We start from the raw sequence: 17,263 nt of genomic DNA, 5'->3' as shown, positions 1-17,263 counted from the left end.
CGGTACTTAGAACAGCCCCTTCAATTCCCGCTCGAGTTTATTCGCGACTCCACTCTCCCATCGAGCACGTACTTTCGCAGTCGGCGGGCGCGCCCCAAGGCGCTGGGCAGCATGAACGGAGTCAATGTATGTAGTCCCCTGCAATGCATTGAGACGATGGCGCAGGAGGATGCCGTAGCCTTCATCGAGGCCTTCTTCGCCGGGCCGCACGGACGCTCGCGCATCGAGACCGAACAGCTAGACTTTCGCCGCCTGCCCAAGCACACGCGTGAAATCCTAGAGAAAGCCATCGTTGGGGCGGATAGCAAGCCGGAGCGCGACCTCACCCGAGGCCTCGAGCCGCACGTCAAGGTCCGCAACAACGTGCGGGTTGGGTCCTACCGCTGGGACTTGGTGCTAGAGGAGTACAAGGTGGCCATCGAGGTGGACGGCTATGCCTATCACAAAGGCGAGAACCGGCAGCGTTTCGAAATCGACCGCCAGAAGCTTAACGACGCCATCCAGCGCGGCTACCGGCCCCTCCACTTCACCGCCGCCACGATTGAGCACCACCTCGACGTCGCTGTGTACCAGGTTCTCGCGGTCATACAAGGGCGGGGTGAGTTCGTGCCTCCGCCGTGGAAGTGGCACCACTACTGGCGGTGGGAAGGCGAGCGTTGGGCGGGCTAGCGTTGCAGCTGTTCAGCCGCAACGTGCCGACAACGAACTGGGCTGACTAACGCTGCGGCTTACTAACACTGCAGCTAACTAACTACAGTGGGACGCGAGCCAGCCGTCGAGCTCGGATTCCGGGGCATCGGGAGCGATGGGGTCCTCGGCGAATTCCTCGCCCGTGCGCGCCTTGTCCTTGGCCGTGGTGAGCATGAGCGAGCGGCCGTCCGGATAATCCAGGACCACGTTGGCAGAGGCGTAGCCGGCAGTCGGCTCACCGAAGGTCCGCACGTTGTCCAGCCCGCGGAAGGCCAAGAGGGTGGCTTCGGCGGAGGAGGCGGTCTCACCGTCGGTCAGCACGGCGACGGGAACGTCGAGCTTGCCGCCCGCTGTGGTGGTTGCAGTACCTCCGCCGGTCACGGAGTTTCCGTCGATGACCACGTCAGTTGTGCCCATACGGCTGACGAAGGAGAGCGCGGTGCCATCCGGTAGCAGGGGGCTTAAGCCCGCATACATCGGCCCCATGTCGCCGCCGTCATTGCTCCGCAGATCCACCACGGCAGCGCAGGCCTCCGGGTGCGCGGCCAGACCTTGAGCGAGCGTATCGGCGTAGGCCTGGCCGTCATCGTGGCGGCCGATGGAGGGCACGGTCGCGCGCAGGACGCCGTCCTCGAAGTCGACCGAAGGCTCGGTGCTTTCGGCGGCCTTTTCCTTTTCGGTGCTAAAGACCTTGGAGTGCTTGCCGCCGGCGGCGTTGATGGCAGCATCGAGGAGCTCGGTGTTCGTGGGGTCCTCCTTGAAGGCCTCGCGTGCGCGCTGGAATTCCTCACTTTCGCCATAGATTCCGGAGAGCGCTGCGGTATCCACCATCGCGGTATTGATGCGCTTCTCGCTGGCATTAAAAAGAAACACGGGTTTTCCGAAGAATGCCCCACCGTAAGAGGGGCCGAAGAAATACACGGCCGCAGCCACGGCGATGAGGGCAACGAGAAAAAGTCCGCCGAAGATTTTCAGTACAGTTTTCATTCTTTTCTCCCTCCGGTTCGCAGCACGTAGCCGCGCAGGGGCTCAACAAGGATAATGGCAAGCAGCGTGACCAGCCAGCCCACGGCTAGGAATCCGAAGGCCATGAGCAGACGGCCAAGAACGTCGACATTGCTTTGTTCGACGCTGGAGAAGAACATCAGCGAGGCGATCCCGCCGCCGAAAAGGAAGCCGAAGAAGCTCAATCCCACCACAGGCCCCATGATGGTCAGGACACCGGAGCGGAACTGGAAGCCGCGCGGCACGCCCATGAGATCCAGGGAGCGGATGAGCTCCTTGTCCTCAAAGATGCCGGAGACCTGCCCCAGAATGATGGACATGGTGGTCAGCGTAAAGCCGAAGATGAGGGTTAATAAGACGCCGGTGGAGATGTCCTTAAATACCACGTTCATCCCCGGGTCCTCTTTGAGAACCATGGCCAAGGCATCAGAGCCCAAGGGGGCGGCAACGAGGAAGCCCGCCAAGTAGCCGAAGAACGCGATGGCCGCACTTCGCTTCCATGCCGGGCGCGCATTGCCCGCCACTCGCTGGCAGGCCACGAAGTGCGCGGTGCCAGGAAAGAGAGACATGATGTGTGCGCCGAGCTGCAAGATAAAAGGGGAAATGAGGTTGATGCTCATCACCATGCCAAACATGACGACGATGACCATGGCGGTCGGCGGGCCCGCCTTCCCGGAGAGCAACACACCACCGATACCCGCGATGATGAGGAAGACGATGACGCGCCACCAACGATAGGCCGCGGGCATCTGGCGCTTGGCCACACCCAGGGGGCTCACGCGCACGCGCTGCATGCCGACGAGTGCCGCACCGATGGCCAACACAAAGAGCACACCGGCCACGGCTAGATAACCCCACCACGGGAGAAGAATCTCGGATACAGCAATAGAACGCATCTGGAAGTCCACCTGCGTAAAGACCGGCGCGATGAGCAGGCTGATCAGCCCACCGAGCACGATGCCGATGATGGCTTGCAGGCCCGTCTCCACGATGGCCATGCGCTCCACCTGGCGGGAGCTCAACCCCAGAAGACGCAGGGTGGCCAGGCGCTGCTCCCGGCCGGAGGCGCCGAGGACGGCGGCTTGGGCTGTGAGGTTAAACAGCGCCGGAAGAATGAAGGCGCAGGCCAGCAGGGCCAGGGCAAACCAAGGATAAAGAAAGGCCTCCATCTCGTTACCGAAGGCCTCCTTGAGCGCGGGCGCGGCTTCCTCGACGTGCTGGGCGCGTTGCCAAAACATCCACGTACCGCCCGCGACGAGGAAGGCAATGGCGGAACCAATGGTCAGGCTCACAATGGCCAGCAAGGAAACAATTCCTGTTCCGGAGCGCGCACGAATGGATTCGCGCTGCAGGTCAAAGACTAAAGTCGCGGTGTTCATCGGATCACCTCGAGGCGGCGGTCATCGTGGATGATGCCATCGCGAATCTCCACGCGGCGCTGCATCCAGTCGGCCACCTTCGGGTCGTGCGTGACCATGACCAGGCTCGCCCCGGACTGGCGCACGATGGTGGTCAGCATCTGCATGACCTCGTGACCCGTGGATTGGTCCAGCGCACCGGTGGGCTCGTCGGCGAAGACGACGCCCGGATTGGCCACCAGCGCACGCGCGATAGTCACGCGCTGCGCCTGGCCACCGGACACCTGCGCCGGGCGGCGATCCGCCAGGCCGCCCAGGCCCAGCTGGTCCAGCAGCTCCATCGCGCGCTTGCGTGCAGCACTCCGACCCATACCGTTAAGCATGGCTGGCAGCGCCACGTTATCCACGTTGCTCAGCTCCGGCAGCAATTGACCATCCTGGAAGACGAAGCCGAAGTTGCGCAGGCGGAGGCGGGAGCGGGGGCCGTCGCCAAGCGCGGAGAGCTCCTCATCTCCGTAGTGCACGCTGCCGTGCGTGGGGGTGAGCACGCCGGACATGCAGTGCAGCAGCGTGGACTTGCCGGAGCCGGACGGCCCCATGACGGCCACGAGCTCGCCCGGCGCGATGTCGAGGGAGATTCCGGCGAGCACCGGGCCGCCGCCAAAATCCTTGGTGATGTCTGTCAGGGAAAGTGTCTGTGCCATGTCTCTCATTCCACCGTGAAGGGCCCGCAGAAAGAACAGCCCTAGCGTTGCTCTTTACGGTAGTGCCAGCACTACCCCTGTAGTCGGTGGCGCCCGTTATGCTGAAAGCCGTGTTCCGAAGAAAGCCCCAGCCCGCCAACCATGAGCAACAGCAAGCACAGAAGATTGCGCAGCTCACGGCCTCGCGCCGCGCCATCGCGGATGCCTATGAGGTGGAGCGCGCACGCATCGAGCGCGACCTGCACGACGGCGCGCAGCAATACCTCGTGGCCGCGAGCATGAAGTTGGGTGAGGCACTTCTCGACGCCCCCGCAGACCTCGCTGAGCTGCTTACCGCCGCCAAACAGGACGTGGAGCGCGGCCTGCACTCCCTGCGTGCCACGGTGCACGGCATCCACCCGCAGGTCCTGCAGGATCATGGTTTGGTGGCCGCGCTTGCCGACGTCTCCTCTTCCCACGGCCCCCACGTCAGCGTCTTCGCCCCGCATCCTTTGCCAAAGCTCTCCGCTTCCGTGCTGGCCTGCGGCTACTTCTTCGGCACGGAAGCTCTGACGAATGCGGCCAAGCACGCGCCCGGCGCGCCGGTCTCCGTTTTAGTGACCGCAGATGCCTCTTTAAAAATCACCGTGGTGGATGAGGGGCCGGGCGGCGCGCAGGTTGTACAAGGCCACGGCTTGGCGGGGATGGCCGAGCGCCTCGCCGCTTTCGGTGGCGAGATGACGCTGTCCTCTCCCCCGGGCGGGCCGACGAGGCTGGCGTGCTCAATTCCCCTTCTTCTCGATCGCGGACAGTCAGGAGTTCAAGCATGAGTTTGAGAATCGTCGTGGCGGATGACTCCGCCATTCTGCGCGAAGGCCTCGCCGGCCTATTGGAACGCCGCGGGCATTTAATTGTGGGCCAGGCTGATTCTGCCCCTTCGCTGGAGGCCGTGGTAGACCAACTTCGGGATGAACTTCCGGACATCGTCATCACCGACGTACGCATGCCGCCGGGCATGGGCGATGATGGCTTGAAAGCCGCCGTGAACTTGAGAAATGCATACCCGGGCTTACCCGTCATGGTGCTCTCCCAGTATGTAGCGCCCGCATATGCGGTGGAGCTCTTCGACTCCCCCGATGCCGGCACAGGCTACCTGTTGAAGGACCGCGTCTCCGAGGTGCGGGACTTCCTCTCCAGCCTGGACGTGGTGGCTCAGGGCGGCACCGTCATCGATCCCACCGTGGCGCAGGCGTTAATGAGCTCCGGGCGCAGCGGTCTGGGCGAGCTCACTCCACGCGAGCGCGAGGTTCTCGAATTAATGTCCCGCGGCAAGTCCAACAAGGACATCGCCGCCGAGCTCGTCCTGTCTTCCGCCGCGGTGGCCAAGCACGTTTCCAATATCTTCACCAAGCTGCGGCTGGACCCCAGCGAAGACAACCGCCGCGTCAAGGCAATCTTGGAGTACCTCTCCGCGCACCGCTAAACCGGCCGCTGCCGTTTTGACCCCGTACTCCACACGGGTAGCAGCTGTATGCTTTCGCCCCTCGAGCACGTTATCTTGACTACGTTCACGGTAAATAAGGCCCAAATTTTCGCGATTTTTCGGCCTTATTTACCGTGAACGACATCAAACCCCCTCGCACACTCACACAAAGAACCGGTGCCACATCCACGGCGGGTCCAGATACCGTTTCGTCCCTTGTGCCACCCCGCGCACCTGCTCCACCACCTTGTCCAAATGATGCTCAATCGTGGTCGCGGTGAAGTGGAGGGGCGTATAGCCGCGATGCACCACATCATTCAACTTTTGGCGGTCAAGCTCGAACTGCCGGCGGTTTTCCCCGCGGTGATAAGCGTAGCCGTCGACCTCGATGGCAATCTTGTGCTCTTCCAAAAGGAGATCCCACCGGTAGGGGCCAATTTTCGCGTTGTTGAGCACCTTAAAGAAGGGCTCCAGAGCACGAGTAAGGGCCCGCTCGGGCACACTATCCGCACCGATGACTGCTTTCTCTAACACTCGCCGAGTGTGTTGCGGGAACCGCCGAAAGTCCATGGAGAGCAACTTCAGCCGCTTTTCCGCGTCCCTACCAGACAAGAACGTTTCCAGGAACTTCACCGCATGCGTTTCTTCTATGGCCTCCACCGCCTGCAGTGGATTGCAGACGTTTATCCCGTCATAGGGGAATACCCCCTTTGGGCGGGCACGGCGACCGACATAAAAGCGCGTATCCTCTAAGCCTTTTTCGCGAATGAGCTGCAGTGGAAAGCCAGGTTTCCGCTCAAGAAGCACCATCGCTGCGGAATATCCGTCCAACGCACTGTCTGGCCAATGCCGGCTGAGCACCTGCGCTAGCTCGTATGCCGTTGGTTCACGCGGTAGGTACAGCCCCCGCGTAATTTTGATCGCCTCACCTTTGGCCGCTGCCGCTGCGCCTGCGCGGCCGACAATCTCCTCCATTTAGCCCCCTCCGATTGATTACCCCACCCCGTACTCCTCACAGTAAAGTGCCCCAACCAGTCCCGCAAGAAAACCCCGTAAGCTGGTGCGCATGCAGAACGTACAACCCACTGAAGTACCTGAAAGCGCCCAGCTCATCGACGTCCGCGAGGGCCACGAGTGGAACACTGAGCATGCCCAAGGCGCCACGCACATCCCGATGGGAGACCTCGTAGAGCGCCTCGACGAGATTGACCCAGACCGCGATATCTACGTCATCTGCCATGCAGGCGGGCGCAGCATGCAGGTCTGCCAGTACCTCGAGCACGCGAAAGGCTGGGACGTCATCAACGTCGACGGCGGCACGGACGCATGGAAGGCCCAAGGCCGCCCCATGGTTTACCCAAACTAATGGGCCATAACCCATGATTTAAGTTTGCTACGGTAGGCGCGTAGTATCGTCGGCATGCCTACCTTTAACTCCGTATCGATTCCCACCTCGCTCCTCGAGTCCCCCTCCTTCCAGCTGGAGCGCCTCCGCCGCCGCACCCGCGAAGGCGTCGAGGCCGCGCTGCAAACGCAGCGGACCACCCTGCGCGAATACTGGGTTCTCACCTGCCTCGTTGCGGAGACCGCGTCCTCCCAGTCCGCCCTGTCGGAGACCCTGGCCATTGATGCCTCCGACATGGTGCGCCTCCTCGATTCACTGGAGTCCCGCCACTGGGTCAAGCGTGAGCGTGACTCCAAGGACCGCCGCCGCCAGATCATTGCTTCCACCAAGAAAGGCACCAAGGCCCACAAGGAGCTTGCGGTCTTGGTGGCGAAAGCGGAGGACGAGGCCCTCGACGAGTCCACCAACAAGCAGCTCAAGCACCTGCGCAAGCTGGCCACCGCCATCATCGCGGCCGACGCGCCCGGTGATGCAGAAAGCAGTGATGCCTAAATGACGGAGCCCGATAATCTTCCTAGTACCGGAGGCCGCCACGCCCTCCAGGCGGACGAGCCCGAGACCCCAGCAATGCCCGAGGTTCCCGCGCACTACCTCCTAGGTTCCGAGGCCGCACCGGCGCGCACCCTGTGGGACGTCGTGCGCACCACAGCAGAGAACTACCCCGAGGCTGCCGCCCTGGATGACGGTGAGATCCTGACCTACGCCGAGCTGCTTGCCGACGTCTCCGCCTGGGCCACCGAGCTCCACGCCAGCGGTGTGCGGCGCGGAGACCGCATCGGCATCCGCATGACCTCCGGCAAGCGCGAGCTCTACCTGGCCATCCTGTCCACGCTCGCCGCCGGCGCGGCCTACGTACCCGTCGACGCCGACGACCCCGATGAGCGCGCCGAGATGGTCTTCGGCGAGGCTGACATCGACGGCGTCTTCACCGACGAGGGCTTCCGTATGCTGCGAGAGGGTGGGGCGCGCCCCACGTTCGACGAAAAGGACAGTGGCGGCACCGCCCCCTTCGACGAACCGCGCCCCGAAGACACCGCCTGGATCATCTTCACCTCCGGTTCCACGGGCAAGCCCAAGGGCGTGGCCGTCAGCCACCGCTCCGCGGCCGCCTTCGTCGACGCCGAGGCAGCCCTCTTCCTGGCGGATAATCCACATGGCCCGCTCGGCCCGGACGACCGCGTTCTCGCGGGACTCTCCGTGGCCTTCGATGCCTCCTGCGAGGAGATGTGGCTGGCCTGGGGCCACGGTGCTTGCCTGGTCCCGGCCCCGCGCTCCCTAGTGCGCTCCGGCATGGACTTAGGTCCCTGGCTCATTCGCCGCGACATCACGGTGGTCTCCACCGTGCCAACCCTGGCTGGCCTGTGGCCCGCCGAGGCCCTGGATAATATCCGCCTCCTCATCGTCGGCGGCGAGGCTTGCTCCCAGGAGCTGGTGGACCGCTTGGCCACCGAAGACCGCGAGATGTGGAATACCTACGGCCCCACCGAGGCCACCGTCGTGGCCTGCGCGCAGCGCATGCTGCCGGGCCAGCCCGTGTCGATCGGGCTGCCGCTGAAGGGCTGGGACCTGGTGGTCGTCGATAAGCACGGCGTCCCCGTAAACACCGGTGAGGTGGGCGAACTCGTCATCGGCGGTGTGGGCCTGGCTGCCTACCTGGACCCGGTGAAGGATGCAGAGAAGTACGCGCCGCTGGAGTCCATGGGTTGGGAGCGCGCCTACCGCACCGGTGACCACGTGCGCTTGGAAGAGGACGGCCTGTACTTTGTGGGCCGGGTCGATGACCAGGTCAAGATCGGTGGCCGTCGCATCGAGCTCGGTGAGGTGGAAGCCAACGTCGCCTCCTTGCCGAACGTGTACAACTCCGCCGTGGCCGTACAGAAGACACCGGGCGGCGAGTCCGTGCTCGTCGGCTACGTTTCACTGGATGACCCGGATGCCGGTTTCGACCATGAGGCCGCGCATGCCCGCCTGGCGGAATCCATGCCGGCCGCGCTCGTCCCGCGCATCTGCGTCATGGATGAGCTGCCGATTCGCACCTCCGGCAAGGTGGATAAGAAGGCGCTGCCGTGGCCGCTGCCGGGAGTGGGCGTGGAGGCAGACGGCCTCAACCCCACCGAGCAGTGGCTGGCGGAGCTGTGGGTGGACACCCTGGGTGTTTCCGTGGAGGACGTCAACGCTGATTTCTTCTCCCTCGGCGGCACCTCGCTGGCCGCGGCGACCTTGGTCGGCCGCATCCGCGAGCGCTTCCCCACCGTGGCCGTGCGCGATCTCTACGACCACCCGCGCCTGGGTTCCCTGGCGGAGCAGCTTGCCGGTGCCGAGTCCGTCGAGGACGCCGGACCCGCACGCGAGGTGAAGCCCGTCGGCGCCGGCACGCGCCTCGCGCAAACACTCATCCAGATCCCCGTGATGACGCTGGCCGCCACGACGTGGCTGGCCTGGCTGCTGCTGGGCTCCAACCTGGCGAACCTGCTGGGCGTGGAGTGGGCCATGACCACGCCATGGTGGCTGGTCATCCTCCTTATCGTCATCTTTGTCACCCCCATCGGCCGCATCCCCATCGGCGGTTTCGGCGCGCGGCTTATCACCGCCGGGATTAAACCCGGCGACTATCCGCGCGGTGGCTCAACACACCTGCGTATTTGGGCAGCGGAACGCTGGGCCGATGCTTCTGGCTCGCGCTCGATTGCGGGTGCTACGTGGGTCAACAACTATGCCCGCGCGCTGGGAGTGAAGATGGGCCGCGGAGTGGACCTGCACTCGCTGCCGCCTGTAACGGGTCTGCTAACCCTGGGCAAGCACGCCGCAATTGAGCCCGAGGTCGATCTCTCCGGCTACTGGCTCGACGGCGATGTTCTGCACGTTGGTGCCATTGAGGTCAAGGAAGGTGCTCGCGTGGGCGCGCGCTCGACGCTGCTTCCGGGCGCCGTCGTGGGCAAGGATGCCCACGTCGAGGCCGGCTCCACCGTCACTGGGCGCAAGAAAATCAAGGACGGCCAGCGCTGGTCCGGCTCGCCCGCCAAGAAGGTGGGCCGCTCCAAGCATCGCTTCCCGTCGCGTGCCCCGAAGCGCCGCCCGTGGTGGGTAGCCATCTACGGCGCTACTTCTATCCTGCTGGCCCTCCAGCCCATCGTGGCGCTGGCCGTGGGTGCTGCCGTGGTCGTTGCCCTCATCGCGGTGACCGACGGTTCCCCTTACGTCGGCTCTATCTTCTTCGCTCCGCTCGGTGCCCTGGCGGCATTCGCCACCTTCATGCTGCAGACCTGGCTGGGCGTGCGCCTCCTGTCGCTGGGCATCAAGCCCGGTGTGGCGCCGGTGCGCTCCGCCAAGGGCTGGCGTCTGTGGGCCATCGAGCGCCTCATGGACGAGGCACGCACGCAGCTCTTCCCCATCTACGCCTCGCAGCTCACCCCGGCGTGGTTGCGTTCGCTGGGCGCGACGATTGGCAAGGACGTGGAGATTTCCACGGCCGTCATGGTTCCCAAGCTCACCGAGGTCAAAGACGGCGCCTTCCTGGCAGATGACACCATGATCGGCGGCTATGAGCTCGGTGGCGGCTGGATGCTCACGGGTGAGACCAAGGTGGGCAAGCGTTCCTTCGTGGGCAACTCCGGCATCACCGGACCCGGACGCAAACTATCGAAGAACTCGCTGGTTGCCGTGCTCTCCTCGACGCCGAAGAAGACCAAGTCCGGTGCCAACTGGTGGGGTTCCCCGCCGGAGCGCATGCGCCGCGTGGAGGCCCACGTGGACGGTGTGGAGGGCGAATCCCTCACCTATAACCCGGGCTTTGGGGTCAAGGCCGCGCGTGGTGCGATTGAAACCATGCGCCTGCTGGCGCCGATGACCTCGGCCATGTTGCTGGCGGGCACGTTGGCATCGCTCTACGCGCTTGCCGACGCCCTCGGCATCGCCGCCGCCTGGGCCCTCGGCGGCCTCATCCTCATGGTGGCGGGCGCCATCGCGATGGCGATCACCGTGGCGGTCAAGTGGATCTGCGTGGGCACGCAGACCGCCGGCGACCACCCGCTGTGGTCCGCTTTCGTGTGGCTCAACGAGCTGCAGGACACCTTTGTGGAGGCTGTTGCTGCACCGTGGTTCTTCACCCACACCTATGGCATGGGTGAAATCAACCAGGGCCTGCGCGCGCTGGGCGTGACGATTGGCCGCGGCGCGTGGATCGACTCCTACTGGTTCCCGGAAACGGACCTGTGCTTCGTGGGCGAAGGCGCTTCCGTCGGCCCCGGCACCGTGGTGCAAACGCACCTCTTCCAGGACCGCGTGATGAGCCTGAACACCGTGACCATCAAGGCCGGCGCGACACTTGCCTCGCATTCGGTGGCTCTACCAGCCTCGGTCATTGGCAGCGTGGCAACGGTGGGCCCAGGCTCCCTGGTGATGCGCGGCGACCAAGTCCCAGGCAACTCCGAGTGGCAGGGCAACCCGATTGAGCCCTGGAAGAAATAGATAAACAGAAAGGAGGCGGCAGGTTTTCCTGCCGCCTCCTTTTTATGCCTGACTCGCTAATAAGCGGTCGGGGTGCGTGACTAGTCACCGATCTGGTCGCGTCCGCGCTTCACAATCTTGTCATCCACCTGACCAACGACCTCATGGTCCTTGTTGGTGTACTCAAACTTGGAAAGCACGTAGCGCATAGCGTTGATGCGGGCGCGCTTCTTATCGTTGGACTTAATGGTGATCCACGGGGATTCTTCGGTATCCGTGTAGCGGAACTGCTCTTCCTTCGCGCGGGTGTAGTCGTCCCACTTGTCCAGGGAGGCCAGGTCCATGGGTGACAGCTTCCACTGGCGGACCGGGTCGATCTGGCGGATGGCGAAGCGAGTGCGCTGTTCCTTGCGGGTCACGGAGAACCACAGCTTGGTCAGGGAGATACCGGAACCCAGAATCATGTTCTCCAGCATCGGAACCTCACGCAGGAACTCTGCGTGCTGGGACTCCGTGCAGAAGCCCATGACGCGCTCCACGCCGGAGCGGTTGTACCAGGAGCGGTCGAAGAAGACGATCTCACCGCCGCACGGGAAATGCTCGATGTAGCGCTGGAAATACCATGAGGTGGACTCGCGCGGGGAGGGCTTCTCAAGCGCCACGGTGCGTGCACCACGCGGGTTGAGGTGCTCGTTAAAGCGCTTGATGGTACCGCCCTTACCAGCGGCATCGCGGCCTTCGAAGAGAATGATGTGGCGCTGGCCGGTTTCCTTGGTCCAGTTCTGCCACTTCAGCAGCTCAATCTGCAGGGAGCGCTTAATAGACTCGTACTCGTCACGCGTCATGCGCTCCTCATACGGGTAGTTCTCGCGCCAGGTTTCAACCGGTGAGCCATCCGGCATGATGAGCGAGGGATCGTCTTCATCAGAGTCATCGACGACGTAGCCGTCGGTCTGCGCAAGGTCGATCTCGGGGAGTTCGTCGTCTTTAATGTCAGCCATGCCTTTAATTCTATCTAGGAAGCAGACATCTGGCGCGATAAAAGAAGTTGTAGCCGCGTGTTTTACCCCCGTATGCCCGACGGGCGGCAGCAGCCACCCAGAATGTACGTTTCTAACAATTAGTGCCCCGAAAATCGAAGATCCGAGGCCCTAATTGATCGTTTCGTACCTGCCGCGCGTACGCGTTGGTACGTTTTCGCACGCAAGCCCATGAAACCGCCTGATTTCGGGAGCTTATTTGCGAAAACGTACCACGCCACCGAGCTGGCCGAACTCAGTCCGGCGGCCCAGTCCTGGGCGTCCGTCCGACGGCGAATTTTGGAAATGTGAAACCCCGCTGCCCAAATGGGTCAGCGGGGTTAACGCTTAGTTCTGCGTGAGCAGCGTGCTTTTTAGAGCAGGCCGATCAGCTTGGAAGCGCCGCCAGCCATGTCGCCCAGGTTGTACAGAACAGAGAGGATATCGCCGATGATACCGGTGGAGGAAAGGATTCCCATTGTAATTCTCCTTGGAAATTAAAGGTTTTATGTATGACGTGCCCTAAGGCACGTAAGGTTTACTTGGTGGAGGACATCCAGTCGAACTGCTCGGTCTTAGGAGCAAACTCGTAGGAGTCACCCTTCTGGACAGCGCCAGCGATGGTATCGAAGACGCCAGCGAAGCCCTGGAACAGGTTCTTGATACCGGATGCGAAGTCAGCGAAGTTACCGAGCTGGTCGCCGATGAAAGAAAGATCCATTATGGTCTCCTTTTTGTGAAGTCCGGGTAAAGAAATTGCCCGGAGGGGTTTGCGGTTTTGCAGACACCCTCAGCGGGCGTCACACGGAACTATTTTGGCACACCACCGAAACATTGCAAGTGGATTAGTGGGTGATTTTTCACGCAAAGCGCTTCGACAATCAGAATCACTTTTCAGGTTATTAATTCATCTTCTATTAACCTAGCCCGCAACAACGCGCCTATCTGCAGAAATAGGTAGCGCTTGAAATGAAGGCTTAAGAAATCTTCCTCAGAACGTAACGTTAGCTCCCTGAACCACGATTCATAGGCTTGCTTTACAGCATAAACTCGCGAAACATTTTTCGCAGGAGCGCTCCAAATTACCCCTATTTGGGGTGATACAAGGACACAAAAGGGTCTCAAGAGGAAGAAAGCTCCCCACGGTCAACCGTGGGGAGCTCGTAATTTGCTAGGGGGCTGAGGCCTAGAAGCCCATACCGCCCATTGCGTCGGCGTCCGGCATGCCAGCACCTGCACCAGCCGGTTCCGGCTTATCAGCCACAACCGCCTCGGTGGTCAGGAACAGAGCTGCGATGGACGCAGCGTTCTGCAGCGCGGAGCGGGTGACCTTCACCGGGTCGTTGATGCCCGCAGCCATCAGGTCCACATACTCGCCAGAAGCGGCGTTGAGGCCCTGGCCAGCCGGCAGGGAGGCGACCTTGTCAGCGACAACGCCCGGCTCCAGACCAGCGTTCTGAGCAATCTGCTTCAGCGGAGCAGACAGCGCCTCGCGGACGATCTTGACACCGGTTGCCTCATCACCAGTGAGGTCGGAAAGGGAATCCAGAACCTCGGCTGCCTGCAGCAGAGCCACGCCGCCACCGGCGACGATGCCCTCCTCAACAGCAGCCTTAGCGTTACGCACGGCATCCTCGATGCGGTGCTTGCGCTCCTTGAGCTCCACCTCGGTAGCAGCGCCAACCTTGAGGACTGCCACGCCGCCGGCCAGCTTGGCTAGGCGCTCCTGCAGCTTCTCACGGTCGTAATCGGAGTCGGAGTTCTCAATCTCGGCGCGGATCTGCTTGATGCGGCCGTCGATCTGCTCCTGGGAACCAGCACCCTGAACGATGGTGGTCTCATCCTTGGTCACGACAACCTTGCGGGCCTGGCCGAGGTACTCGAGCTCGGTGGTCTCCAGGGAGAGGCCGACCTCCTCGGAAATGACCTGGCCTCCGGTGAGGATAGCCATGTCCTGCAGGGTGGCCTTGCGGCGGTCACCGAAGCCCGGAGCCTTCACAGCGACAGACTTGAAGGTACCGCGGATCTTGTTGACCACGAGGGTGGACAGGGCCTCGCCCTCAACGTCCTCAGCGATAATCAGCAGCGGCTTGCCGGTCTGCATAACCTTCTCCAGCAGCGGCACAAGGTCCTTGATGTTGGAGATCTTGGAGGAGACGAGCAGGATGTACGGATCCTCAAGGACTGCCTCCTGGCGCTCCATATCGGTAGCGAAGTAACCGGAGATGTAACCCTTGTCGAAGCGCATACCTTCGGTGACCTCGAGGTCAACGCCAAAGGTGTTGGACTCCTCAACGGTGATAACGGAATCCTTGTTCACGGAGCCGTTGCCCACGGTGTACATAGCTTCAGCGATCTTCTCGCCGATTGCCGGGTCAGCAGCGGAGATACCTGCGGTGGTAGCGATCTCTTCCTGGGTCTCTACTTCCTTCGCGGAGGAGAGCAGGGAGTCTACAACCTTCTTGGTGGCGGCCTCGATGCCGCGCTTGATGCCCATCGGGTTGGAACCAGCGGCTACGTTGCGCAGGCCCTCGCGGACAAGCGCCTGTGCCAGAACGGTAGCGGTGGTGGTGCCGTCACCGGCGACGTCATCGGTCTTCTTGGCAACTTCCTTGACCAGCTCAGCGCCGATCTTCTCGTACGGGTCCTCGAGTTCGATCTCGCGCGCGATGGAGACACCGTCGTTAGTAATGGTCGGGGCGCCCCAGGACTTCTCCAGGACGACGTTGCGGCCCTTGGGGCCGAGGGTGACCTTGACGGCGTCGGCAAGCGTGTTGAGACCACGCTCGAGGCCGCGACGTGCCTCTTCATCGAAGGCAATGATCTTTGCCATGTGTTTGTGCTCCTTAAGCTTTGTTGAGGACGACACTCACGTCTGATCTATGACGGACGCCCGCGACGGCACGGCTGGCGAGTGTTCTCCAGCCCCAACCACATAGATGACTCTGTTTATTTCTGGCACTTGCCATGTGGAAGTGCTAGCGACCATTCTGGCACTCAGACCTAGCGACTGCAAGGTTCAACACGAACGCTATAAGCGAACGGGCGGTGCAACAGCACCGCCCGTTAATACGAACCGCCCACTAAATCGAACCGTCCATTAAACCGAAGTCCTAGCTCCGCTTAAGCCTCTGCCTTCTTCGCCGTCCACTTATAAGCCGCAGCAATACCGCCAACGAAGAGGATGACGCCAACAACCTTGGCTGCCGTCCCGCCCTCGAAGATCTCCAGCGGGGACTCGCCCGCCGAGGCCGCGATAATGCCCGCGTTGACCACACCAAAGAGGGACTCACCCACGATGAGTCCAGTAGCCAGCAGCGTACCCATTCGCTTGACAAAGTCCGGCTTGGACTGGCGTGCCGCCCAACGGTTGTAGAAGTAGCCCAGGAAAGCACCGATCGGCACCACAATGGTGATCGCCGCCGGCAGGTACATGCCCATACCCACGGCCAGCGGGGACAGGGAGTACTTGTCGGTGAAGTGGCGCAGGCACTCGTCCACGATGATGATGACGGCACCAATCGCCGCGCCCAGGCCAATAAGATCCCACGGCAGGGAGTTATCAAAAATACCGGAGGCCACCGAGGACATCAGTGCGGCCTGCGGTGCAGCCAGCGCATCCTCGCCAGCGCCCTCCATGCCCTGGAAGCCAAAGCCGGTGAGCATAACCTGCAGAATCGGCGGAATCACCAAGGAACCGAAGAGAACGCCAATGATGAGCGCTACCTGCTGCTTCCATGGCGTTGCCCCAACCAGCTGACCAGTCTTGAGATCCTGCAGGTTGTCATTGGAAATAGTCGCAATGCCGAAGACAATGGCCGCGGTAAACAGCGTGTAAGCCACCAGCGAGAGCGGCTCCGCATCCGTACCGCGGGTCACGGCGGCAATCAGCAGCGCGGCCGCGATGACCGCGATGATGCCGATAGATGAGATCGGCGAGTTGGACGCACCAATGAGACCAGCCATGTAGCCACACACCGACGCGATAACGAGGCCCACAAGCAAGGTAAAGAGTACAGAGACCGTGATGAGGACGGCCATGTGGTCATGAATATCGGTGCCGCGCACGAAGTTCCACAGCAGCAGTCCAATCGGGACCATGAGAAGAAGGATCGTGCCAACGACATACGGTGCCGGAATATCGCGCTCCTCCACCGCCACCTGGTGGCCGTCCTTGCGGTTGCGGGAGGACGCGAAGGACTCAGCCATGCCCTTGACAATCGGACCGGAAATCTTAATCAGCGTCCAAATGGCGGCGATGGCCATGGTGCCCACGCCGATGAAGCGGATCCTGTCGGAGAAGACCGTGTCGACGGTGTCCATGATCGTGGCCGGGTCACTCAGTGCCTCCCCACCGGTGAGGATGGGCAGCAGGATGAGGTAGGAAATGACCACGCCGACGAGCATGGCGATACCCACCGCCAAGCCCACGAGGTGGCCAACACCGACCAACGCCAGGGACAGGGAGGTGCCGAGCGTCGTCGCACCCGAGCCCAGCTTGAAATAGGTGGCCACCTCAGAGGCTGCAGCCTTCATCGCGGCAAGCAAAGCCATGACGGCGGAAAGGATGCCACCGAAGACGATGACGCGCAGGCCCTTCGCGTTTTCCTCGTGCGCGGCCTCACCGTCCTCACCAGAGCTATCGCCCACCTTGAGAACCTCGGCCGCGGCCACGCCCTCCGGGTAGGGCAGATCGGAGCCCGTCACCAGCGCACGGCGCAGCGGGATGGAGTACATCACGCCGAGCACACCACCGATGGCGCAGACAGCGGCGGTATCGACGAAGGAGAAGCCCTGCCAGTAGCCCACCATGACCAGGCCGGGGAGCACGAAGATGATGGCGGACAAAGTGCCGGCTGCCGACGCGATGGTTTGCACAATGTTGTTCTCTTTGACGTTGTGCCCGGCGAAGCGGCGCAGCACCGCCATAGAAATCACGGCAGCGGGAATGGACGTGGCAAACGTCAGACCCACTTTGAGGCCCAGATACACGTTGGCGGCGGTAAAAACGAGAGTGATGAGCCCACCAATGATGATGCCCCGGAGCGTAAGCTCGCGGACCGTGGACTGGGAACCTTCGGCGGTGGTAGTCGCCATGTCAGGTCCTTTCTAAAAGAATTTGGACTAGAACCATGAATATATTACTACCTAACGCTCGGCAGGCCGATTCGAGG

General features: G+C 62.3%; 15 protein-coding genes. 6 read left to right on the top strand and 9 right to left on the bottom strand.

Annotated features, from left to right (window positions below):
- Window positions 1–111: 111 nt before the first annotated feature.
- Complete coding sequence (locus QP999_RS03755; protein WP_236659381.1) at window positions 112–669, top strand: DUF559 domain-containing protein; 558 nt, start codon at window positions 112–114, stop codon at window positions 667–669.
- Window positions 670–747: 78 nt separating this feature from the next.
- Here QP999_RS03755 and QP999_RS03750 read toward each other — a convergent pair whose 3' ends face one another.
- The 3 genes from QP999_RS03750 to QP999_RS03740 are packed head-to-tail and all read right to left on the bottom strand — an operon-like array spanning window position 748 to window position 3,757.
- Entirely contained in the window at window positions 748–1,677 is a 930-nt protein-coding gene (locus QP999_RS03750; protein WP_070445869.1) for a S41 family peptidase, read from the bottom strand.
- The gene (locus tag QP999_RS03745; RefSeq protein WP_070564126.1) at window positions 1,674–3,074 is read right to left on the bottom strand and encodes an FtsX-like permease family protein; all 1,401 of its coding nucleotides are present in this window, start codon (window positions 3,072–3,074) and stop codon (window positions 1,674–1,676) included. The genes QP999_RS03750 and QP999_RS03745 overlap by 4 nt, the downstream gene beginning before the upstream one ends.
- On the bottom strand, window positions 3,071–3,757 hold the full coding sequence (locus tag QP999_RS03740) for an ABC transporter ATP-binding protein (RefSeq protein ID WP_070445863.1): 687 nt from the start codon (window positions 3,755–3,757) through the stop codon (window positions 3,071–3,073). Before QP999_RS03740 ends, QP999_RS03745 begins: the two co-directional genes overlap by 4 nt.
- Before the next feature lie 98 nt (window positions 3,758–3,855).
- On the opposite strand from QP999_RS03740, the gene QP999_RS03735 reads away from it, so the two are divergent.
- The gene (locus tag QP999_RS03735; RefSeq protein WP_284847712.1) at window positions 3,856–4,566 is read left to right on the top strand and encodes a sensor histidine kinase; all 711 of its coding nucleotides are present in this window, start codon (window positions 3,856–3,858) and stop codon (window positions 4,564–4,566) included.
- A complete protein-coding gene (locus tag QP999_RS03730) occupies window positions 4,563–5,219 on the top strand; it encodes a LuxR C-terminal-related transcriptional regulator (protein ID WP_269948734.1) in 657 nt (218 codons plus the stop codon). The genes QP999_RS03735 and QP999_RS03730 overlap by 4 nt, the downstream gene beginning before the upstream one ends.
- 162 nt (window positions 5,220–5,381) lie before the next feature.
- Here QP999_RS03730 and QP999_RS03725 read toward each other — a convergent pair whose 3' ends face one another.
- The gene (locus QP999_RS03725; protein WP_070564135.1) at window positions 5,382–6,194 is read right to left on the bottom strand and encodes an endonuclease domain-containing protein; all 813 of its coding nucleotides are present in this window, start codon (window positions 6,192–6,194) and stop codon (window positions 5,382–5,384) included.
- 91 nt (window positions 6,195–6,285) lie between these two features.
- Between QP999_RS03725 and QP999_RS03720 the strand changes: the two genes are divergently transcribed.
- From QP999_RS03720 to QP999_RS03710, 3 genes are read left to right on the top strand one after another with little or no spacing between them, the layout of a single operon-like run.
- A complete protein-coding gene (locus tag QP999_RS03720; protein WP_070564138.1) occupies window positions 6,286–6,585 on the top strand; it encodes a rhodanese-like domain-containing protein in 300 nt (99 codons plus the stop codon).
- A 54-nt stretch (window positions 6,586–6,639) separates the two neighbouring features.
- Entirely contained in the window at window positions 6,640–7,116 is a 477-nt protein-coding gene (locus tag QP999_RS03715) for a MarR family winged helix-turn-helix transcriptional regulator (protein WP_284847711.1), read from the top strand.
- On the top strand, window positions 7,117–11,091 hold the full coding sequence (locus QP999_RS03710) for a Pls/PosA family non-ribosomal peptide synthetase (RefSeq protein WP_502870651.1): 3,975 nt from the start codon (window positions 7,117–7,119) through the stop codon (window positions 11,089–11,091).
- A gap of 80 nt (window positions 11,092–11,171) precedes the next feature.
- Here QP999_RS03710 and ppk2 read toward each other — a convergent pair whose 3' ends face one another.
- The 5 genes from ppk2 to QP999_RS03685 all read right to left on the bottom strand — a co-directional run bounded on the left by ppk2 (window position 11,172) and on the right by QP999_RS03685 (window position 17,186).
- Window positions 11,172–12,071 carry a polyphosphate kinase 2 gene (gene ppk2 / locus QP999_RS03705; RefSeq protein WP_070522677.1) on the bottom strand — a complete coding sequence of 300 codons (900 nt, stop codon included), beginning with the start codon at window positions 12,069–12,071 and terminating at the stop codon, window positions 11,172–11,174.
- A gap of 392 nt (window positions 12,072–12,463) precedes the next feature.
- A complete protein-coding gene (locus QP999_RS03700; RefSeq protein WP_284847710.1) occupies window positions 12,464–12,568 on the bottom strand; it encodes a porin in 105 nt (34 codons plus the stop codon).
- Between the two features lie 59 nt (window positions 12,569–12,627).
- Entirely contained in the window at window positions 12,628–12,810 is a 183-nt protein-coding gene (locus QP999_RS03695; protein WP_284847709.1) for a PorH family porin, read from the bottom strand.
- A 465-nt stretch (window positions 12,811–13,275) separates the two neighbouring features.
- Complete coding sequence (groL, locus tag QP999_RS03690) at window positions 13,276–14,922, bottom strand: chaperonin GroEL (RefSeq protein ID WP_070522669.1); 1,647 nt, start codon at window positions 14,920–14,922, stop codon at window positions 13,276–13,278.
- Between the two features lie 290 nt (window positions 14,923–15,212).
- Window positions 15,213–17,186 carry an OPT family oligopeptide transporter gene (locus tag QP999_RS03685; RefSeq protein WP_284847708.1) on the bottom strand — a complete coding sequence of 658 codons (1,974 nt, stop codon included), beginning with the start codon at window positions 17,184–17,186 and terminating at the stop codon, window positions 15,213–15,215.
- Window positions 17,187–17,263: the final 77 nt, after the last annotated feature.

Source organism: Corynebacterium sp. MSK004 (genome assembly GCF_030232515.1).
In the GTDB taxonomy this organism is placed as follows: domain Bacteria; phylum Actinomycetota; class Actinomycetes; order Mycobacteriales; family Mycobacteriaceae; genus Corynebacterium; species Corynebacterium hesseae.
This window is presented reverse-complemented; position numbering and strand designations above follow the sequence as displayed.